We start from the raw sequence: 20452 nt of genomic DNA, 5'->3' as shown, positions 1-20452 counted from the left end.
GAGCACTGAAGGCGGCCCACCCTCGTCTCACGACGTGACGAGATCCCCCGTGTCCACCGCTGCCGTCGCGGTCGCCGCCCGCTTGGCGTCCGAGGCGACCTCGGCCGCCGTCAGGACATAGCCGGTCTCGGCGTCGGAGGTGGAGCGGGCGAAGACGACGCCGAACACCTTGCCGTCGGTGGTCAGCAGCGGGCCGCCGGAGTTGCCGGGGCGGACGGTGGAACGGATCGAGTAGATCTCGCGGGTGACGGTCTCGTCGCTGTAGATGTTCTGCCCCGTCGCCCGCACGCGGTTCGCGACCGTCGCCGCCTGGAGGTCCAGGGCGCCGTCCTGCGGATAGCCCGCCACCACGGCCACGTCGCCCCGGGTGGCCTCGTCGTCGAACTCCAGGACCGGCGCGCGCAGATCGGGGACGTACAGCACGGCCACGTCCCGCTGCGGGTCGAAGAGCACCACCCGTGACTCGTACGACCGCCCGACCCCGCCGACGCGTACGCCGGGCTCGTCGATGCCGGCCACCACATGGGCGTTGGTCATCACATGCCGGGGGGCGTAGACGAAGCCGCTGCCCTCGCGGCCCTGGGTGCCCGAGACGCCCTCGATCTTGACGGTGCTGAGCTTGGCGGCGTTCGTCGCCGCCGCGGTGACGCTGTCGCCGGTGGGCTTGGCGACCTCGGCCGTCGACTCGTTCTCGAACGGGTTGAAGACCTGCGGGAAGCCGGCCTCGGTGAGCGCGGAGGTCGCCCGCGAGAACCAGGCCGGAGTGGTGTCCGGCATCGCGTCCTGCACGGTGCCGAGCAGCCGGGAGTCGCGGATGGCCGAGGTCAGCAGCGGTGAGGAGGACGCGGCGAGAACGCTGGCCGCGACCCAGGCCACGATCAACACGGCCACTGAGTTCGCCACGGCCCCGCCGACCCCGTCCGCGACCCTGAGCGGACCGCGGTCCAGCTCCCGGCGCAGCCGCAGGGCCAGCCGGCCGGCCAGTTCGTGCGCCAGCACCGCCGGGACCAGCACCGTGAGCACCGCGGTCACGGTCGCCCGGGTGGTGCCCGGGGTGACCAGGTCCATCATCCACGGCAGGATCCAGACGCCGATCACCGCGCCGCCGACGAAACCGGCCAGGGAGACACAGCCGGCCACCAGTCCCCGCCGGTAGCCGGATGCCGCGTAGGCCAGGATCACCAGCAACAGCAGGATGTCGAGCAGGTCCACGCCGGTCCGCCTTTCTCTCGGATCCCCTAGTACGCACATGCGGCGTTCGTCGATCAGTCCGCGCACGCGCGCGGCGGGAACCGGCCACGCTGCGTGCACCAGGAGAAACGCCCCGGACCGGGACGATGGTTCCACGGAGTGTCACGACACACATCGCGGGCGGACGGGATCCGTCGGACAGTAGGACCATGCGTGTCTTCCGACGGGCCACCCGAAGGGTCTTCCGACGAACACGGGGGAGACGAAGACCACGTGCCGTACGAATACCGTGGGCTGCGCGAACACCGGGGACGACGGACGCGGCCGACGGGGGCACCGAAAGCGCCCCGGGCGCCGGGAGCGGCCGGGCGCGGGAGGCGGGGCGTGGCGCGCCCGCGGTCGCCGCGGCCACCGGAGGGCCACCGCAGGGCCCCGGCACACCTGGCGACGCACGGACGCCGCAGGAGGGCCCGGAGGAACGGCTTGGGCGGGGCGGGCAGCCTTCCGCCCGTGATAAGTCGTCGGATGCCCGGGGTGAGCCGCCGACTGCACGAGGCGAGCCGTCGGATGACCGGGGTGAGCCGTCGTCTTCCCGAGGCGATCAGCCGTCTGCCGGGGGTGAGCTGTCGTCTTCCCGAGGCGATCAGCCGTCTGCCAGGGGTGAGCTGTCGTTCGCGCGGGGCGAGTCATCTGCCCGGGGCCGCCCGTCGGACCGGGGTGAGCCGTCGTCTGCGCGGGGTGAGTCGCTGGCTGCCCGGGGTGAGCGGCTGTCTCCGCGGGATGAGTCGTCCCCCCGAGGTGAGGAGCCGTCTGCGTCGGGTGAGTCGCCGACTGCGCAGGGCGAGCGGCGGTCAGCCCGGGGCGAGTCGTCGCCCCGAGGTGAGGAGCCGTCTGCGTCGGGTGAGTCGCCGGCTGCGCAGGGCGAGCGGGCGTCTGTCCGGGGTGAGTGGCTGTCTGCCGGGGGCGGGTCGTCGTCTCCTCGGGGCGAGGAGCCGTCTGCGTTGGCTGAGTCGCGGACTGCGCGGGGTGAGTCGCTGGCTGCCCGGGGTGAGTGGCTGTCTGCCCGGGGTGGGTCGTCGTCTCTCCGGGGCGAGCGGCCATCTGCGTCGGCTGAGTCGCGGACTGCGCGGGGTGAGTCGCTGGCTGCCCGGGGTGAGCGGCCGTCTGCCTGGGGCGAGCCGTCGTCCCGAGGTGAGCCGCTGGCTGCCCCGGCTGAGTCACCGACTGCCCGGGGTGAGCCGTCGTCTGCGCGGGGTGAGTGGCTGTCTGCCCGGGGCGGGTCGTCGTCTCTTCGAGGCGAGCCGCCGTCTGCCCGGGGCGAGTCGCCCTCCTTCCGTGGCGAGACCGCAGCGGTGCGGGGGGAGCCCGGCGTCCAAGGGCCGCCCGCCGTCGTGGTCGGGGCCGGGCGGCGGGGCCGTAGGTTCCAGCTGCGGCGTGGGGGCGGGGCGCCTCCCGCATGGGGGCTGCCCGGTGTGTTGGTCGTGTTGCTCGGGTGTGTGCCCGGTCTGGCCGCCGCGCTCGCGCTGGTGCTGTGTGCCCGTGGGGTCGAGGACGTGGTCGGGACGGCCGTGCGGGCGGAGGCGGTGCGGCCCGCCGCCGAGCATCGGGCGCCCCGGCCGCACATCGTGCCGCGGTCGGCCTGGATGGACGACGACACCCGGCGCGCCCAGCCGCCCCCGCGCTACGACGACCAGGTCGTCGCCGTCTTCGTGCATCACACCGACTCGCCCAACGGCTACGACTGCGCCGACGTACCCCGCATCATCCGCTACCTGTACACCGGCCAGACCGGCTCCCGGGACTGGGACGACATCGGCTACAACTTCCTCGTCGACCGCTGCGGCACCATCTACGAGGGCCGTGCGGGCGGCATCGACCGCCCCGTCACCGGCGCCCACACCCAGGGCTTCAACCACCGCACCAGCGGCATCGCCGCCCTCGGCACCTTCACCGCCGGTGTGCCCGTCCCGAAGGCGATGACCGACTCGATCGCCGCGCTGGCCGCCTGGAAACTGGGCCTCACCGACACCGACCCGCGCACCCGGGTCCGCCTGACCTCCAGCAACAGCCAGAGCCGCTACGCCGCCGGCACCGCCGCGGCGTTCCCCGCCCTCGCCGGCCACAACGAGGGCTACATGACCAGCTGCCCCGGCGCCGCCCTCACCGCACAGCTGCCCGGGATCAGGGAGCTGGCGGCCCGCCTCCAGGGCAGGACCCCGTAGCGAGCGGAGCCGTCCCGCCGCCCGCCGGGTCCCCGGCGTCATCTGCGCCCCAGATACACCCCCAGCGCCCGCTGGAGCACCCTGCCCTGGCTGCCCACCGGCAGTTCCCACTCCCCGAGGTACTCCACCGCCCGGCCGCCCGTGCCCGCCTTGAACCGCAGCCGCCCGAGCAGCCGGTCCTCGCTGAGGTTCGGCGTGATGGACCGCAGGTCGTACGTCTGCGCACCCGCCGCCCGCGCGTCGGTCAGCATCCGCCACAACAGCGCGCTGCTGGGCCGCAGTTGCCGTCCGCGACGGCCGGACGAGGCGTACGAGTGCCAGACCCGCGAACCGACATTGATCATGAGGGCCGCGGAGAGCACCTCGCCGTCGTGCTCGGCGAGATACAGGCGCAGCCGGTCGTCGTCCTCGGCGTTCAGCGCCTGCCACATGCGCTGGAAGTACTCCGGCGGGCGGGCCTTGAAGCCGTCGTGGGCGGCGGTCGCGGCATACAGGCGGTAGAACTCGGGCAGGTCCGCGGCCGACCCCCAGGCGACCCGGACGCCCGCCTCCTGGGCCGTGCGCAGGGCCTGCTCCCAGTGCGGTGCCAGGGCGCCGCGCAGTTCCTCGGCCGAGCGCCCGGCCAACGGGATCTCCCAGCCGTAGCGCGGCTGCCCCGGCCCGAACCCGCTGCCCCGGTCCTCCTCGCACCGCCGCCAGCCGAGCCGCGCCAGCCGCTCCGCGACGTCCAGCGCGTATCCGTCGACACCCGCCCCGGGCAGATCGTGCAGATGCCGTACGTCCGGGTCGGCGATGCCCGCCGCCACGGTGGCCGCGTCCCAGTGACGTACGACGAGGGGCGGGCCGATCCGGACCGAGAACGCCCCGATCTTCCTCAGGTGGGCGACGAGTGGATCCAGCCAGTGGTCCAGGCGTGGGGCGCGCCAGTCGATCGCGGGCCCGTCGGGGAGATAGGCCAGATAGCGCCGGGTTCCCGGTAGCGGCCGGTACAGGACCAGTGCCGTCGCGACCAGTTCCCCGCCCTCGAACCAGCCGACGCTCTCCGGCAGCCAGCCGGCCTTCACATCGCCCCACTCGGGGATCTGGAGATGGCTCGTGTCAGGGTGCCGCCGCAGCCGGGCGAGATGTTCCGCGCGCGGTATCTCCCGCACGAACAGGCTGGTCATGGGCAGGGCACTCCTGGTCGGGGCGGCCACCGTAAGCCGGGGATCACCGCGCCGGTCAAGAGCTCATGGGCGAACACCCGCCGACGCGCGGCCGAACAGCTCCCCCCTCAGCCCCACGCCCCGCTCAGTCCTTGAACCGGTCCCACAGCTTGGGCAGCCGCTCCGCCAGCGCCCGTTCGTTCTCGAAGTCCACCGGCCTACCCGCGGGTTCCGCGGGTGCGGGCGCGATGCCGAGGTCGGGGGCGACGGTGCCGGTGAGCTGTTCGTACGCCTCGTCGGCGGCGTAGCCGAGCTCCTCGCCGTCGCCGTCGAACTCCTCGTCGAAGTCGTCCAGCAGGTCGGCCAGCGAGTCGGGCTCGTGCACCGCGCCCTCGTACAGCTCGCGGCCCTGGCCGATCAGCCAGCACCGGAAGAAGTCGAACGCGTCGTCGCTCGCCCCGTCCAGCAGGACCCAGGCGGCGGCCCAGAGGTCCCAGGTGTACGCGCGGTTGTAGCGGGCCTCGAAGTGACGGGCGAAGTCCAGGACCATGTCCGGATCCAGCCCCAGGAGACGGTCCAGAAGCAGGTCGGCCTGTTCCTCGGGGTCGCCCTCGGCGGCCTCGCGGGTCCCGTCGATCAGCTCCCAGAACTCCGTCTCGTCCATCACGGGTCCAGCATCGGCCCTGGGGGAGGGGGACGCACGTGGAGTGCGGCGGATTGTTATGTCCCGTACAGCGCGGCCAGCCGCCGGGCATCCTCGGCGAACCTCTCCCGGAGGGTTCGTGGCGCCAGCACCTCGACCTCCGGCCCCAGCATGGCCAGCTGTGTGTGGGCGACCTCCTCGGACTCCACCGGCAGGGTCACCGTCACCCTGCCGTCCTCGCCGGCTTCGCCGGCCGTTGCCAGAGCCTCCTGGGCCGACTGCGGATCCACGGCGTACCGCAGGCGCCGCGTCCCCTCCGCGGAGAGCCGCACCACGACCTCCGCCCGCAGGACGGACCGTGCGAACTGCTCCGCCCGCTCCTGCCAGAAGGCGGGCAGATCGAACTCCTCGTCCCGCGCGAACCGCTCCGAGTCGGCGTCCACCGCCGTGAACCTGTCGATCCGGTAGACCCGGAAGGAGCCGTGCCCGACGACCCGCGCGCACAGGTACCAGACACCCGCCTTCAGCACGAGCCCGTACGGCTCCAGCTCCCGCTCGACCTCGCCTTCGCCCCTCCGGTACAGCGCGACGATCCGCCGGTCGTCCCACACCGCGTCCGCGACCGCGGGCAGCAACGCCGGCGTGCTGGGCTCCTTGAACCAGTTCGGCGCGTCCAGATGGAACCGCTGCCCCGCGGTCCGGGAGGCGTCGCGCACGGAGGGAAGCAGCGCCGCGGACACCTTCAGCCGCGCCGCCGAAGCGGCGTCCTCCAGTCCCATCTCCCTGAGCGCCCCCGGAACCCCGCTCAGGAACAGGGCCTCCGCCTCGCTGCGCTGCAGTCCCGTCAGCCGCGTCCGGTAACCGCCGATCAGCCGGTATCCGCCGGCCCGTCCCCGGTCCGCGTACACCGGCACGCCGGCCTCCGACAGCGCCTGCGCGTCCCGCGTGACGGTCCGCTCCGACACCTCGAGCTCCCGGGCCAGTTCCGCGGCCGTCATGGACGGCCGGGACTGGAGCAGCAGCACCATCTTGATCAGCCGAGCGGCACGCATGGCCTCCATTCTGCCCGGCCGTCACCTTTCCGGGCGTACCCATCCGGTGGCCGGCAAGGCACCGGGCTAGCGTCGAGCCAGGTCGTGATCACAGATTCAGTGCCCCCCAGGGAGTCCGTCGACGGAGGCAGACACATGGCGAAACAGCCCCGTGAGCAATGGGCCACACGAACGGGATTCCTGCTGGCGGCGATCGGCTCGGCCGTCGGGCTCGGCAACATCTGGCGCTTTCCGGCCGTCGCCTACGACAACGGCGGCGGCGCCTTCCTGCTGCCGTATCTCATCGCCCTGCTCACGGCGGGCATCCCCCTGCTCATCATGGAGTACGCGATCGGCCGGAAGTACCGGACCTCACCCCCGGCGGCGCTGCGGCAGATGGCCCGTCCCGCGCAGGTGCTCGGCTGGTGGCAGGTGGCGATCTCCTTCGTGATCGCCACCTATTACGCGGTCATCATCGCCTGGGCGGTCCGCTACGTCGGGTTCGCCGCCGACCAGGCCTGGGGTGACGATCCGGAGGGCTTCCTCTTCGGCACCTTCCTCAAGGCCGCCGACGAACCCGGCTTCGTCTCCGGGTATGTCTCCGGGGTCCTGTGGCCGCTCATCGCCGTCTGGGTGGTGGTGCTGGGCATCCTGGCGTTCGGTGTCCGGCGGGGCATCGAGACGGCGAACAAGATCTTCATCCCGCTGCTGGTGATCTTCTTCGGTGCCCTGGTGGTGCGGTCGATCACGCTGGACGGGGCCGCCGAGGGCCTGGACGCCTTCTTCACGCCGGACTGGTCCGAGCTCGACGACGGCAGCGTGTGGGTGGCCGCCTACGGCCAGATCTTCTTCTCGCTGTCGATCGGCTTCGGCATCATGATCACGTACGCCTCGTATCTGCGGCGCCGCTCCGACCTCACCGGCTCCGCCATGGTCGCCGGATTCGCCAACAGCTCCTTCGAGATCCTCGCCGGTATCGGGGTGTTCGCCGCACTGGGCTTCATGGCGCAGAACGCGGGTGTACCGGTCGGCGACGTGGCGACCGCGGGGCTGGGCCTGGCCTTCGTGGCATTCCCGACGATCATCTCCGAGATGTGGCTGGGCGGACTGTTCGGCGTCCTGTTCTTCCTGTCGCTGGTGATCGCCGGACTCACCTCGCTGATCTCCATCGTGCAGGTGGTCGTCTCCGCCGTGCAGGACCGCACCGGCATGCACCGACTCCCCGCCGTGTTCATCTTCGGCGGAGCCGTGGCCGTCGCGTCCATCCTGCTGTTCCCGACCAACGAGGGCGTCTACCTGCTCGACGCCTCCGACCACTTCATCAACCAGTACGGCATCGCGCTCGCCGCGCTCGTCGGTGTGATCGCGGTGGCCTGGCTGATGCGGAAGCTGCCCGAACTCCAACGGGACGCCGACGCCACCTCCGCCGTGAGCCTCGGCCACTGGTGGCGGATCTGCCTCGGCCTCATCACCCCGGTCGTCCTGGGCTGGATGATGGTCGACAGTCTGCGCAAGGAGTTCGAGGAGAACTACGAGGGCTACTCCACCGGCTTCCTGCTGGGAGCGGGCTGGAGCGTGGCGATCGGGGCGCTGGTGGTCGGTGTGCTGCTCTCGCTGATCCCGTGGAAGACGGCCGAAGGCGGGCTGACCGACCTGGACTTGAAGACCGCGGACGAGGCCGAGGCCCGGCGGCGAAAGCAGGACCGGCACGGAGAGGAGGACCACTGATGTCCACGAGCGCAGTCGTGATGATGATCATCGCCATGGTCATCGTCTGGGGCGGTCTGATCCTGGCCATCGTCCGGCTCCGCCGGCTTCCCGACCCGGGACCGGAGCCGGACGAGAAGGGCATCCCGACCGCGGAGTAGACCGGGCGGCCCTCCGCCGAGGGAGCCGAGACAGAATGCGGCACCGCCGGACCGCGTGTGCGGCCCGGCGGTGCCGAACTTCACCGAAGTGGTACTCAGCCTTCCTACAGGCCGTACTTCTCCCGCGCTTCCTTCACGGCCGCCGCCTTGACCTCGCCGCGCTTGGCGAGCTGGGCCAGGGCCGCGACGACGATCGACTCGGCGTCGACGCCGAAGTGGCGGCGGGCGGCCTCGCGGGTGTCGGAGAGGCCGAAGCCGTCCGCGCCCAGCGAGGACCAGTCCTGCTCGACCCACTGCGCGATCTGGTCCGGCACCTGGCGCATGTAGTCGGACACCGCCAGCACCGGGCCCTCGGCGCCCTGGAGCGCCTGACGGACGTACGGCACCCGCTCCTCGCCGCGCAGCAGCGCCGCGTCGGCCTCCAGCGCGTCCCGGCGCAGCTCCGTCCAGGACGTCGCCGACCAGACGTCGGCGGCCACGCCCCACTCCTCGGCGAGCAGCTGCTGCGCCTTCAGGGCCCAGTGGATCGCCGTGCCGGAGCCCAGGAGCTGGATGCGCGGGGCGTTCGCGGCCGGGGACAGGCCCGCCGACTCCGCCGTGTTGAAGCGGTACAGGCCCTTGACGATGCCCTGGTCGACCCCGTCCACCGCGGGCTTCGCGGGCTGCGGCATCGGCTCGTTGTAGACGGTGAGGTAGTAGAAGACGTCCTGGTCCTCACCCGGCGCCGCCTCGCCGTACATCCGGCGCAGACCGTCCTTGACGATCGCCGCGACCTCGTAGGCGAAGGCCGGGTCGTAGGTCAGCGCGGCCGGGTTCGTCGCCGCGATCACCGGGGAGTGGCCGTCGGCGTGCTGGAGGCCCTCGCCCGTCAGCGTCGTACGGCCGGCCGTGGCGCCGACGAGGAAGCCGCGGCCGAGCTGGTCGCCGAGCTGCCACATCTGGTCGGCCGTGCGCTGCCAGCCGAACATCGAGTAGAAGATGTAGAACGGGATCATCGTCTCGCCGTGCGTGGAGTACGCGGTCGACGCGGCGATGAAGTCGGCCATCGAACCGGCCTCGGTGATCCCCTCGTTGAGGATCTGGCCGTTCTTGGCCTCCTTGTAGTACATCAGCTGGTCGCGGTCGACCGGCTCGTAGGTCTGGCCCTTGGGGGAGTAGATGCCCAGGGACGGGAAGAGGCTCTCCATACCGAAGGTGCGCGCCTCGTCGGGGACGATCGGCACCCAGCGCTTGCCGGACTCCTTGTCGCGGACCAGGTCCTTGACCAGGCGCACGAAGGCCATGGTGGTGGCCACGTTCTGGGAGCCGGAGCCCTTGTCGAAGGAGGCGAACGCCTTCTCGGCGGGCGCGGGCAGCGGCGCCACCGGGTGGACGCGGCGGGCCGGGGCCGGGCCGCCGAGGGCCGCGCGGCGCTCCTGGAGGTAGCGGACCTCGGGGGAGTCGGCGCCGGGGTGGCCGTAGGGGACGACCCCGTCGACGAACTGCGCGTCGGAGATCGGCAGCTCCAGCAGGTCACGCATCGCCTTGAACTCGTCCACCGAGAGCTTCTTCATCTGGTGGTTGGCGTTCTTCGACGCGAAGCCCTCGCCGAGGGTGTGGCCCTTGACCGTCTGGGCCAGGATGACGGTCGGCGCGCCCTTGAACTCGACGGCGGCCTTGTAGGCGGCGTACACCTTGCGCGCTTCGTGACCACCGCGGGAGAGGTGGAAGCACTCCAGGATCTTGTCGTCGCTCAGCAGCTTCGCCATCTCGGCGAGCTCCGGGTCCTTGCCGAAGAAGTCCTGGCGGATGTAGGCCGCGTCGCGGGTCTGGTACGTCTGCACCTGGGCGTCGGGTACCTCGCGCAGTCGGCGTACGAGCGCGCCGGTCGTGTCGAGCTGGAACAGCTCGTCCCACGCCGTGCCCCACAGGGTCTTGACGACGTTCCAGCCGGCGCCGCGGAACTGGGCCTCCAGCTCCTGCACGATCTTGAAGTTGGCGCGGACCGGGCCGTCGAGGCGCTGCAGGTTGCAGTTGATGACGAAGGTCAGGTTGTCCAGGCCCTCGCGGGAGGCCAGGGCGAGTGCCGCCGTGGACTCGGGCTCGTCCATCTCGCCGTCACCGAGGAACGCCCACACGTGGGACGCGGAGACGTCCTTGATGCCGCGGTTGGTGAGGTAGCGGTTGAAGCGGGCCTGGTAGATGGCCGAGAGCGGGCCGAGGCCCATGGACACCGTCGGGAACTCCCACAGCCAGGGCAGGCGGCGGGGGTGCGGGTACGACGGCAGGCCGTTGCCGGCGGACTCCTGGCGGAAGTTGTCCAGGTGCTGCTCGTTCAGCCGGCCGTCGAGGAAGGCACGGGCGTAGATGCCGGGGGAGGCGTGGCCCTGGATGTAGAGCTGGTCGCCGGAGCCGTCGGCCTCCTTGCCCTTGAAGAAGTGGTTGAAGCCGGTCTCGTACAGCCACGCGGCCGAGGCGAAGGTGGCGATGTGGCCGCCGACGCCGTACTTGGAGCCGCGGGTCACCATCGCGGCCGCGTTCCAGCGGTTCCACGCGGTGATCCGGCGTTCCATCTCCTCGTCACCGGGCACGGACGGCTCGGCGCCGGTCGGGATGGTGTTGACGTAGTCGGTCTCGAGAAGCTTGGGCAGCGCGATGCCGGTGCCCTCGGCCCGCTCCAGCGTGCGGCGCATCAGGTACGCGGCACGGTGCGGCCCGGCCGCCTTGGCGACCGCGTCCAGCGAGGCCTGCCATTCGGCGGTCTCCTCCGGATCGCGGTCGGGGAGCTGGTCGAGCGCGCTCGGCTGGATGGCGTTGGGGTCGGTCATGTCGCCGCCTTCCTCAGTCGAAGGGGGTTCCCTCATCGGTAAGGGTTCGGGGGTGCCCTTTGTCTTTGGCAGGACAGGGCGGAGACCTCGGTGCTGTGACACCTTGCGGCTACCGCCGCGTGGTCCGTCGGCGACAATAACCCCCTGATCGATGATCGATCAAAGGGAAGAGGGCGAAAACCTCTTGATCACGAGAAAGTCGGCACCCGGTGCCTCCGACGGTGGCACCGGGTGACCGTTCCGGTGTCGGTTCTCGCAGGTGAGAGCGCGTCTGAGCGGGGGTGCGCTCCGGTGTTCGGGCGCGCTCCCCGCGCTCGCGCTACTCCTCCTCGTGCCGGGGCGCGCACCCGAGCACATGTGCCTTCACGAGCTCCGCGATACGCGGATCCCGGCGCTGGAACGCGGCCACCAGCTCCTCGTGCTCCTCCGCGTACGACTGCTGCACCGTGCCCAGCCACCGGATGGACAGGGCCGTGAACACCTCGATGCCCAGCCCCTCCCAGGTGTGCAGCAGCACCGAGTTGCCCGCCGCCCGCACCATCTCGCGGTGGAAGGCGACCGTGTGCCGCACCTGAGCCGTGCCGTCGGAGTTGCGGTCGGCCTCGTACAGGGCGCTGACGTGCGGCTCCAGGGCCGAGCAGTCCTGCGCGAGACGCTCGGCCGCAAGCTCCGCGGCGATGGCCTCCAGACCGGCCCGGACGGGGTAGCTCTCCTCCAGGTCGGCCGCGGTCAGACTCCGTACCCGGACGCCCTTGTTGGGCGCCGACTCGATCAGCCGCAGCGACTCCAGCTCCCGCAGTGCCTCCCGCACCGGCGTCTGGCTGACCTCCAGCTCGGTCGCGATCCGCCGCTCCACGATCCGCTCGCCCGGCTGCCAGCGCCCGCTGATGATCCCTTCGAGGATGTGCTCGCGGATCTGTTCGCGCAGCGAGTGGATGACGGGCGCGGTCATGAGGGCTCCTTACAGAGGGGCCCACAGGCCCCCGGGGGCGTTTTGACGTTTAGACAATACGGCCGCGACGCCGCGCGGGAAGGGCGCACGGGGGCGCTTTCACGCAGGTGAGACGAGACTTACACGCACCCATGGCAGTGCCCCCGCCCGGGAGGTTCCGGACGGGGGCACCTATGGCCGTACCCGCGAAGGGCGTTACAGACCGAGCTCGACCTCGAACTCGCCCGCCTCGAGGATGGCCTTGACCGCCGTCAGGTAACGGGCCGCGTCGGCGCCGTCCACCAGACGGTGGTCGTAGGACAGGGTCAGGTACGTCATGTCGCGGACGCCGATGACCGTGCCCTCCTCCGTCTCGATGACGGCCGGGCGCTTCACCGTGGCACCGATGCCGAGGATCGCGACCTGGCCCGGCGGCACGATGATCGTGTCGAACAGGGCACCGCGCGAACCGGTGTTGGAGATGGTGAAGGTCGCCCCGGACAGCTCGTCCGGGGTGATCTTGTTGGCGCGGACCTTGCCGGCCAGGTCGGCCGTGGCCTTGGCGATACCGGCGATGTTGAGGTTGCCGGCGCCCTTGATGACCGGGGTCATCAGGCCCTTCTCCGAGTCCACCGCGATTCCGACGTTCTCGGAGTCGAAGTAGGTGATCGTGCCCTCGGCCTCGTTGATCTTGGCGTTGATGACCGGGTGGGCCTTCAGCGCCTGGGCCGCCGCCTTCACGAAGAACGGCATCGGGGAGAGCTTGACGCCCTCGCGCGCCGCGAAGGAGTCCTTCGCCTTGCCACGCAGCTTCATCAGGCGCGTGACGTCGACCTCGACGACCGACGACAGCTGCGCCTGCTCGTGCAGCGCCTTGACCATGTTGTCGCCGATGACCTTGCGGATGCGCGGCATCTTGACGGTCTGGCCACGCAGGGGCGAGGCCTCCAGCGACGGCGCCTTCTTGGCGGCCGGAGCGGCGGCGGCAGCGGGGGCCGGGGCAGCGGCGGCGGCCTTCGCGGCCTCGGCGGCGGCGACGACGTCCTGCTTGCGGATACGACCACCGACGCCGGTGCCCTTGACCGAGGCCAGGTCGACGCCGTTCTCGGCGGCGAGCTTGCGCACCAGCGGGGTGACGTAGGCACCCTCGTCGGTCGCCTTGGCGGCGGCCGGCGCGGCCGGGGCCGGAGCCGGAGCCGGGGCGGGCGCCGGAGCGGCGGGGGCCGGCTCCGGAGCCGGGGTGGTCTGCTGCTGCGGGGCAGGGGCCGACGGAGCCTGCGGGGCCGGGGCGGCCTGCTGCGGCGCCGGGGCCTGGGCGGGCTCGGGCTGAGCCGGAGCGGCCGGGGCCTCCTGGGCCGGGGCGGCCGGAGCGGCACCCGCGACGCCGATGACGGCCAGCTTGGCGCCGACCTCGGCCGTCTCGTCCTCGCCGACCACGATCTCCAGCAGCGTGCCGGAGGTGGGGGCGGGGATCTCGGTGTCGACCTTGTCCGTCGACACCTCCAGCAGCGGCTCGTCGGCCTCGACGCTGTCGCCGACCGACTTCAGCCAGCGGGTGACGGTGCCCTCGGTGACGGACTCGCCGAGCGCGGGCAGGACCACGTCCGTGCCCTCGGCGGAGCCGCCGCCGGCAGCGGCGTCGGCGGTGGGGGCGGGGGCCGGGGCGGCCTGCTCGGTGGACGGCGCTGCGGCGGCCGGCTCCGGAGCGGGCTCGGCGGCCTGCTCGGCCTGCGGGGCCGGGGCGGCGGCGGGCGCGCCGCTGCCGTCGTCGATCAGGGCCAGCTCGGCGCCGACCTCGACCGTCTCGTCCTCGGCGACCTTGATGGAGGACAGCACGCCGGCGGCAGGGGAGGGGATCTCGGTGTCGACCTTGTCGGTGGAGACCTCGAGCAGCGGCTCGTCGGCCTCGACGCGCTCGCCCTCGGCCTTCAGCCAGCGGGTGACAGTGCCCTCGGTGACGCTCTCGCCGAGCGCCGGAAGGGTTACGGAAACCGCCATGGTTTCGGTTGCTCCTTACGGAAAGTGCGGAAGTCTGTGTCGTCGCGTTCGTCGACCGAGGGATCAGTCGTGCGCGTGGAGCGGCTTGCCGGCCAGGGCCAGGTGGGCCTCGCCGAGCGCCTCGTTCTGCGTCGGGTGGGCGTGGATGAGCTGGGCGACCTCGGCCGGCAGCGCCTCCCAGTTGTAGATCAGCTGGGCCTCGCCGACCTGCTCGCCCATCCGGTCGCCGACCATGTGGACGCCGACGACAGCACCGTCCTTCACCTGGACGAGCTTGATCTCGCCCGCGGTGTTCAGGATCTTGCTCTTGCCGTTTCCGGCCAGGTTGTACTTCAGGGCGACGACCTTGTCCGCGCCGTAGATCTCCTTGGCCTTGGCCTCGGTGATGCCGACGGAGGCGACCTCCGGGTGGCAGTAGGTCACGCGGGGGACACCGTCGTAGTCGATCGGAACGGTCTTCAGACCGGCCAGACGCTCCGCCACCAGGATGCCCTCGGCGAAGCCGACGTGCGCGAGCTGGAGGGTCGGGACCAGGTCGCCGACCGCGGAGATCGTCGGGACGTTGGTGCGCATGTACTCGTCGACGAGGACATAGCCGCGGTCCATCGCGACGCCCTGCTCCTCGTAGCCGAGACCGGCGGAGACCGGGCCGCGGCCGACGGCCACCAGCAGCACCTCGGCCTCGAACTCCTTGCCGTCGGCGAGGGTGACCTTGACGCCGTCCTGGGTGTACTCGGCCTTCTCGAAGAAGGTGCCCAGGTTGAACTTGATGCCGCGCTTGCGGAACGCGCGCTCGAGCAGCTTCGAGGAGTTCTCGTCCTCGACCGGGACGAGGTGCTTCAGGCCCTCGATGACGGTGACCTCCGCACCGAAGGACTTCCACGCGGAGGCGAACTCGACGCCGATGACACCGCCGCCGAGGATGATCGCGGACTTGGGCACGCGGTCCAGGACGAGGGCGTGGTCCGAGGAGATGATGCGGTTGCCGTCGATCTCCAGGCCGGGCAGCGACTTCGGCACGGAGCCGGTCGCGAGGAGCACATGGCGGCCCTGGACGCGCTGCCCGTCGACGTCGACGGAGGTCGGGGACGACAGGCGGCCCTCACCCTCGATGTACGTCACCTTGCGGGAGGCGACCAGACCCTGGAGGCCCTTGTACAGGCCGGCGACCACGCCGTCCTTGTACTTGTGGACCCCGGCGATGTCGATGCCCTCGAAGGTGGCCTTCACGCCGAACTGCTCGCTCTCGCGGGCCTGGTCGGCGATCTCGCCCGCGTGCAGCAGAGCCTTGGTGGGGATGCAACCCCGGTGCAGGCAGGTGCCGCCGACCTTGTCCTTCTCGATCAGGGCGACGTCCAGGCCCAGCTGCGCCCCGCGCAGGGCCGCGGCGTAACCGCCACTACCACCGCCGAGGATCACTAGGTCGAAAACGGTGCTGGCGTCGTTCGCCACGTCACGTCCTCCATGCATGTGCGCCGTGCGCCGGTCGTCGATGACCGACAGGCGGCTGGTGTCCGGCCGCTCTTTCTTCGGCCCTGGGGTGGGGCCCTGTCCTGCCGAGCCCCATCTTCGCACTTGTCCACACCGAAAGAGACGCCGGGCCGGTGTGTGAGACGTCCCACGTTCAGCTGAGCGCCCCGGGCACGCGCACATGGCAGAGGGGGCTCCGCCCTACCCGCGCGCGGAGCCCCCTCACCGACGACGACGTCAGCCCAGGTCGCCCGCGGCCGTCAGCTCCGCCAGCCGCACCAGCGTCCGCACCGCGGACCCCGTACCGCCCTTGGGTGTGTATCCGAAGGGGCCGCCCTCGTTGAACGCGGGCCCCGCGATGTCCAGGTGCGCCCACGTGATGCCCTCGCCGACGAACTCGCGCAGGAAGAGGCCGGCGACCAGCCCGCCGCCCATGCGCTCACCCATGTTGGCGATGTCGGCGGTCGAGGAGTCCATGCCCTTGCGCAGGTGCTCGGGCAGCGGCATCGGCCAGGACGACTCCCCGACCTCCTCGGCCGCCTCCACGATCGCGGAGCGGAACGCGTCGTCGTTGCCCATCACACCGAACGTCCGGTTGCCGAGCGCCAGCATCATGGCCCCGGTCAGCGTCGCGACGTCGACGATCGCGTCCGGCTTCTCCTGCGAGGCCGCCCACAGCGCGTCGGCGAGCACCAGGCGGCCCTCGGCGTCGGTGTTGAGCACCTCGACGGTCTTGCCGCTGTACATGCGCAGCACGTCACCTGGGCGCACGGCGGAGCCCGACGGCATGTTCTCGGCCAGCGCCAGCCAGCCGGTGACGTTCACCCGGAGCCCGAGCCGGGCGGCGGCGACCACGGCGGCGAACACGGCGGCCGCGCCGCTCATGTCGCACTTCATCGTCTCGTTGTGCCCGGCCGGCTTCAGCGAGATGCCGCCCGAGTCGTAGGTGATGCCCTTGCCGACGAAGGCGAGGTGCTTGTCCGCCTTGGAGTGCGTGTACGACAGCTTCACCAGCCGCGGGGTCGCGGTGGAACCGCCGCCGACGCCGAGGATGCCGCCGTAGCCGCCCTTGGTCAGGGCCTTGTCGTCGAGCACCTGCACCTTGATGCCGTGCTCCTTGGCCGCCTGCTGGCACTCGGCGGCGAACGACGCCGGGTTGAGGTCGTTCGGCGGCATGTTGATCAGGTCACGGGCGCGGTTGAGCTCCTCACAGACGGCGGTCGCGCGCTCGACCGCCGCCTTGTGCGCCTTGTCGCGGGGCTTCGCGCCGAGCAGGGCGACCTCGGCGAGGGGCGCCTTGCCGTTCTTGCCCCTGGCGTTGCCGCCGGTGCCCTTTGAGTCCTTGTAGACGTCGAAGGAGTACGCCCCGAGCAGGGCGCCCTCCGCGATCGCGCCGGCGTCGGCGGCGTTCGTGACGGGCAGGGCGAAGGCCGCCTTCTTGGAGCCGGCGAGGGCACGGGCGGCGACGCCGGCGGCCTTGCGCAGCGCCTCGCCGTCGTAGTCGGCGTCCTTGTCGGGCTCCGCGCCGAGGCCCACCGCCACCACGAGCGGGGCCTTGAAGCCGGAGGGTGCGGGGAGCTTCGTCACCTCGCCCTCGGCGCCGGAGGCACCGAGGGTCTCCAGGACGCCGGTGAGCTTGCCGTCGTAGGCCTTGTCCACGGACTCGGCGCCCGGCGCCACGACCGGTCCCTTGGCGCCCTTGGCGACACCGATCACGATCGCGTCGGCCCGCAGGCCGGGCGCCGCGGCGGTGCTGAGAGTGAGAGCAGTCACGGTGGTGAAATCTCGCTTCCGATGTGAAGTTGCATGGCCGAAATGAAGTGGGTCGACCGAGCCCGACGGGAGATTGCCGACCGACCCTAGTTCCGACCTACGGGTCCGATCTCAGCGGGGCCTTCCCCGGTACGGCGACACTCGGGATGAGCCTACGCTCGTGTGAGCGTTCGCTCATTCCTACGGGCGTTCACCTGTCGGTGGCGTCCCCGCCGCTTCCTGATCCCCGGCCCCAGTGAGCTGAGTCACACTCATGTGGTTCCGGTGAGCGATGTGCTTGCCGCTTTGCATGATTTCCACAGATCCCCCGCCGATCCGCCCCACGGGCCGCGAGGGGATCTTCTGGGGGGAAGGACATTCCATGGCGCACAGCGCGCACAGACGGACGAACCGGAGGGAATCCGTCGCGGTTGTGACGGCCGCCGGCCTGCTGGCCCTGGGGCTCGGTGCCCCGAACGCCACCGCCGCCGAGGAACCTCGCATCGACCTCAAGGTGCTGGTGGTGGACAACGGCGACAGCCCGGTGCGGGCCATCACCGCCCAGCTGAAGAGCACCGGCATCCCGTACACCACCGTCGACCTGAACGACACGAACCGCCCGACCATCACCTCCGCGTTCCTCGCCGACACGGTGAACGGCAAGCCCCGCGCCAAGTACCAGGGCGTCGTCCTGCCCGACGAGGCGCCCTTCGGCGCGGGCTCCGCCGAGCAGACCGCGCTGGAGAACTACGAGCGCGCCTACGGCATCCCGCAGGTCGACGCCTACACCTGGGCCCACCCGGGCGTCGGCCTCGAGTACACCAGCGAGGGCGGCTGGACCGGCGCCCTCGACGGACGCGAGGCATCGGTCACCGCGGCGGGCAGGGCGGGCTGGTTCGACTATCTCGACGGCGCCCTCACCTTCGAGGACAACGACCCGTCCGTACTGGAGAGCTACGGCTACGTCGCCCGGCCCCGCGAGGGCTTCACCAGCTACGTCGACCTTCCCGTGCCCGCCGGCTCCGGGCGGGGCAGCCTGGTCGGCGAGTACCAGCACGACGGGCGCCGCGAACTGGTGGTGACCTTCGCCTACAACCAGCACCAGCAGCAGTTCCGGGTGCTCGCCCGAGGCATCGTCGACTGGCTGACGCAGGGCGTGCACCTCGGCCAGACCCGCAACTACTTCGCCGTGCACGTCGACGACGTGTTCGCCCCCGACGCCCGCTGGGACACCGAGCGCAACTGCACGCCCGGCGACATCGACTGCGTGGGCGGTGGCGGCGAGGAGGCCCCGCCGATCCGCATGACCGCCGAGGACGCCTCGTACGCCGCGCGGTGGCAGCGCGAGCGCGGCTTCACGCTCGACATGGTCTACAACGCCGGCTCCGGCGAGGAGTGGAAGAGCGAGCACGGCGACACCGACGCCCTCACCGACCGGCTCCTCGCCGACCGGGCGCAGTACCGCTGGATCAACCACACCTACACGCACCCGTTCCTCGGCTGCGTCCAGGACACCTCGACCGTGCCGTGGAGCTGCGCCAAGAACGCCGACGGCTCGACGCGGTACATGAGCCGCTCCGAGATCTCCGCCCAGATCAGGAACAACCACAACTGGGGCGTCTCCAAGGGCCTCCCGCTCGACCGCTCGGAACTGGTGACCGGCGAGCACTCGGGCCTGAAGACCCTGCCGCAGCAGCCCGCCGACAACCCCGACCTGGCCGGCGCCCTCGCCGACAACGGCGTCAAGTGGATCGCCTCCGACAACTCCCGTGAGCCCGCCCAGCGTCCGATCGGCACCGCGCTCACCGTGCCCCGGCACCCGATGAACGTGTACTACAACACGGGCACCGAGCAGGAGATGGCCGACGAGTACAACTGGATCTACACCTCGGCGGCCGACGGCGGCAGCGGCATCTGCGCGTCCAACCCCGCCTCCACCTGCCTGGACGAGCCGCTGGACACCGCCACCGGCTACGACGAGTACATCGTCCCGCAGGAGGCCCGCATCGCCCTCGGGCATGTCGTCTCGGGCGACCCGCGCCCGCACTACGCCCACCAGTCCAACCTGGCCGAGGACCGGATCCTGTACCCGGTCCTGGACAAGGTGCTCGCCGACTACGAGGCCCTCTTCGCCGACAACACCCCCGTGCAGAACGTCTCGCAGAAAACGCTCGGCACCGAACTCCAGCGCCGCGCCGCCTGGCAGACCGCCGTCACGAACGGCTCCGTCACCGCCTACCGCATCGGCAAGGCCGTCACCGTCAACGCCCCGTCCGGGATCCAGATCCCGGTGACCGCACCGGACGGCACCGTCAAGCAACTCCTCCTCGGCACCGGCGCGTTCGGCACACCGTACGCCGGGGGACGCTCGGGCTGGACCACGCCCGGACTGCTCCAGAGCGCGCTCAAGCTGAAGCTGCCGTAGAGCACGCCGAATCTCCGGCGACCACAGGAAGGGGGACGCGGAGCCGTATGCGCATACGGCTCGGAGGGCAACTGGCAGGCGTACACCGTCCGCCGTGGGGACGTCGCCGCACGCTCCGGCGCCACTGAGGGTCAGCCCAGGCAGAGCACGACCAGCGCGGTCGTCGCCGCCGTCTCCGCGAGCCCGCCGAAGACATCGCCGGTGACACCGCCGAAGCGGCGCGTGCAGTGCCGCAGCAGCAGCTCGGCGGCGGCGAGCGCGACCAGGACCGCGACGGCGGTGCGGGCGAGATCGGCCACCCCGAGCAGTGCCCCCGCCGCCGCGGCGACGCCGGTCACGGCCAGGGCGACGGCCACCGCGCCCCGGACCGGCACGACGCCGGCCACCGCGGCCCCCAGCCCCTCCGGGCGGGCGGCGGGCACGCCGGTCCGGGCGGCCAGGGTGAGCGCGAGGCGGGCGGTGACGGCGGAGACGACGGTGGCGAGGGCGCCGCGGGCCCAGGAGTCGCCGTACAGCTGGGCGAGTGCCGCCACCTGCGCCAGCAGCACGAACAGCAGCGTGAGGACGCCGAACGGGCCGATGTCCGACTGCTTCATGATCCGCAGCGCGTCCTCGGCGGGCTTGCCGCTGCCCAGCCCGTCGGCGGTGTCGGCCAGCCCATCGAGATGCAGGCCGCGGGTGAGGGCGGCGGGGAGGGCGGCGCCGGCCACGGCGGCGAGCAGGGGAGCGGCGCCGAGGAACAGCAGCGCCAGCGCGACCAGGGCCGCACCGCAGCCGAGGGCCACCCCGACGAGCGGGGCGCACAGCATGCCGGCGCGCGCGGCCTCCCGGTCCCACCGGCTCACCCGGACGGGCAGCACGCTGAGCGTGCCGAAGGCGAAACGGAGGCCGTGCAGGGGCGGGCGGGTCATGGACACGGCGGCAGAGTAGCCCGGACGTCCTCCTCACCAGGCAGCCCACCCCCGGCAC

General features: G+C 71.7%; 14 protein-coding genes. 4 read left to right on the top strand and 10 right to left on the bottom strand.

Annotated features, from left to right (window positions below; all coding sequences use genetic code 11):
* Positions 1-27: 27 nt before the first annotated feature.
* On the bottom strand, positions 28-1212 hold the full coding sequence (locus tag ACHBTE_RS23975) for a MarP family serine protease (RefSeq protein WP_394726112.1): 1185 nt from the start codon (positions 1210-1212) through the stop codon (positions 28-30).
* Between the two features lie 1451 nt (positions 1213-2663).
* On the opposite strand from ACHBTE_RS23975, the gene ACHBTE_RS23970 reads away from it, so the two are divergent.
* Positions 2664-3413 carry a peptidoglycan recognition protein gene (locus ACHBTE_RS23970; RefSeq protein WP_394726111.1) on the top strand — a complete coding sequence of 250 codons (750 nt, stop codon included), beginning with the start codon at positions 2664-2666 and terminating at the stop codon, positions 3411-3413.
* A 38-nt stretch (positions 3414-3451) separates the two neighbouring features.
* Here ACHBTE_RS23970 and ACHBTE_RS23965 read toward each other — a convergent pair whose 3' ends face one another.
* The 3 genes from ACHBTE_RS23965 to ACHBTE_RS23955 all read right to left on the bottom strand — a co-directional run bounded on the left by ACHBTE_RS23965 (position 3452) and on the right by ACHBTE_RS23955 (position 6253).
* Positions 3452-4579, bottom strand: coding sequence for a lipid II:glycine glycyltransferase FemX (locus tag ACHBTE_RS23965; RefSeq protein WP_394726110.1), 1128 nt, complete (start codon positions 4577-4579; stop codon positions 3452-3454).
* Positions 4580-4703: 124 nt separating this feature from the next.
* On the bottom strand, positions 4704-5222 hold the full coding sequence (locus ACHBTE_RS23960) for a DUF4240 domain-containing protein (protein ID WP_394726210.1): 519 nt from the start codon (positions 5220-5222) through the stop codon (positions 4704-4706).
* Positions 5223-5278: 56 nt separating this feature from the next.
* Positions 5279-6253, bottom strand: coding sequence for a helix-turn-helix transcriptional regulator (locus tag ACHBTE_RS23955; RefSeq protein ID WP_394726109.1), 975 nt, complete (start codon positions 6251-6253; stop codon positions 5279-5281).
* 135 nt (positions 6254-6388) lie between these two features.
* Between ACHBTE_RS23955 and ACHBTE_RS23950 the strand changes: the two genes are divergently transcribed.
* A complete protein-coding gene (locus ACHBTE_RS23950; protein ID WP_394726108.1) occupies positions 6389-7960 on the top strand; it encodes a sodium-dependent transporter in 1572 nt (523 codons plus the stop codon).
* Positions 7960-8100, top strand: coding sequence for a methionine/alanine import family NSS transporter small subunit (locus ACHBTE_RS23945; RefSeq protein WP_394726107.1), 141 nt, complete (start codon positions 7960-7962; stop codon positions 8098-8100). Before ACHBTE_RS23950 ends, ACHBTE_RS23945 begins: the two co-directional genes overlap by 1 nt.
* A 104-nt stretch (positions 8101-8204) precedes the next feature.
* Here the strand turns inward: ACHBTE_RS23945 and aceE are convergent, their stop codons facing one another.
* From aceE to ACHBTE_RS23920, 5 genes are all read right to left on the bottom strand, one after another.
* Positions 8205-10907: a pyruvate dehydrogenase (acetyl-transferring), homodimeric type gene (aceE, locus tag ACHBTE_RS23940; RefSeq protein ID WP_394726106.1), complete on the bottom strand. Its 2703-nt coding sequence runs from the start codon at positions 10905-10907 to the stop codon at positions 8205-8207.
* A gap of 319 nt (positions 10908-11226) precedes the next feature.
* Positions 11227-11859: a GntR family transcriptional regulator gene (locus tag ACHBTE_RS23935; RefSeq protein ID WP_394726105.1), complete on the bottom strand. Its 633-nt coding sequence runs from the start codon at positions 11857-11859 to the stop codon at positions 11227-11229.
* Positions 11860-12054: 195 nt separating this feature from the next.
* Positions 12055-13836: a 2-oxoglutarate dehydrogenase, E2 component, dihydrolipoamide succinyltransferase gene (gene sucB / locus ACHBTE_RS23930; RefSeq protein WP_394726104.1), complete on the bottom strand. Its 1782-nt coding sequence runs from the start codon at positions 13834-13836 to the stop codon at positions 12055-12057.
* 63 nt (positions 13837-13899) lie between these two features.
* Positions 13900-15288 carry a dihydrolipoyl dehydrogenase gene (gene lpdA, locus ACHBTE_RS23925; RefSeq protein WP_394726103.1) on the bottom strand — a complete coding sequence of 463 codons (1389 nt, stop codon included), beginning with the start codon at positions 15286-15288 and terminating at the stop codon, positions 13900-13902.
* Between the two features lie 255 nt (positions 15289-15543).
* Positions 15544-17079 carry a leucyl aminopeptidase gene (locus tag ACHBTE_RS23920; protein ID WP_394726102.1) on the bottom strand — a complete coding sequence of 512 codons (1536 nt, stop codon included), beginning with the start codon at positions 17077-17079 and terminating at the stop codon, positions 15544-15546.
* Between the two features lie 361 nt (positions 17080-17440).
* On the opposite strand from ACHBTE_RS23920, the gene ACHBTE_RS23915 reads away from it, so the two are divergent.
* Complete coding sequence (locus ACHBTE_RS23915; protein ID WP_394726101.1) at positions 17441-19483, top strand: hypothetical protein; 2043 nt, start codon at positions 17441-17443, stop codon at positions 19481-19483.
* Positions 19484-19614: 131 nt separating this feature from the next.
* On the opposite strand, the gene ACHBTE_RS23910 is transcribed toward ACHBTE_RS23915, so the two are convergent.
* On the bottom strand, positions 19615-20394 hold the full coding sequence (locus tag ACHBTE_RS23910; protein ID WP_394726209.1) for an adenosylcobinamide-GDP ribazoletransferase: 780 nt from the start codon (positions 20392-20394) through the stop codon (positions 19615-19617).
* Positions 20395-20452 lie beyond the last annotated feature (58 nt).

The organism is Streptomyces sp. M41, from assembly GCF_043673425.1.
Classification (GTDB): Bacteria; Actinomycetota; Actinomycetes; order Streptomycetales; family Streptomycetaceae; genus Streptomyces.
The sequence above is the reverse complement of the archived record's forward strand: the minus strand, read 5'-3'. Positions and strand labels throughout refer to the sequence as shown.

Bases quoted from the DNA above. Each gene is read 5' to 3' on its own strand.
- ACHBTE_RS23935 (WP_394726105.1), bottom strand. From the start codon at position 11,859: ATGACCGCGCCCGTCATCCACTCGCTGCGCGAACAGATCCGCGAGCAC.
- ACHBTE_RS23965 (WP_394726110.1), bottom strand. From the start codon at position 4,579: ATGACCAGCCTGTTCGTGCGGGAGATACCGCGCGCGGAACATCTCGCC.
- sucB (WP_394726104.1), bottom strand. From the start codon at position 13,836: ATGGCGGTTTCCGTAACCCTTCCGGCGCTCGGCGAGAGCGTCACCGAG.
- ACHBTE_RS23955 (WP_394726109.1), bottom strand. From the start codon at position 6,253: ATGCGTGCCGCTCGGCTGATCAAGATGGTGCTGCTGCTCCAGTCCCGG.
- ACHBTE_RS23910 (WP_394726209.1), bottom strand. From the start codon at position 20,394: ATGACCCGCCCGCCCCTGCACGGCCTCCGTTTCGCCTTCGGCACGCTC.
- ACHBTE_RS23945 (WP_394726107.1), top strand. From the start codon at position 7,960: ATGTCCACGAGCGCAGTCGTGATGATGATCATCGCCATGGTCATCGTC.
- aceE (WP_394726106.1), bottom strand. From the start codon at position 10,907: ATGACCGACCCCAACGCCATCCAGCCGAGCGCGCTCGACCAGCTCCCC.
- ACHBTE_RS23960 (WP_394726210.1), bottom strand. From the start codon at position 5,222: ATGGACGAGACGGAGTTCTGGGAGCTGATCGACGGGACCCGCGAGGCC.
- ACHBTE_RS23950 (WP_394726108.1), top strand. From the start codon at position 6,389: ATGGCGAAACAGCCCCGTGAGCAATGGGCCACACGAACGGGATTCCTG.
- ACHBTE_RS23915 (WP_394726101.1), top strand. From the start codon at position 17,441: ATGGCGCACAGCGCGCACAGACGGACGAACCGGAGGGAATCCGTCGCG.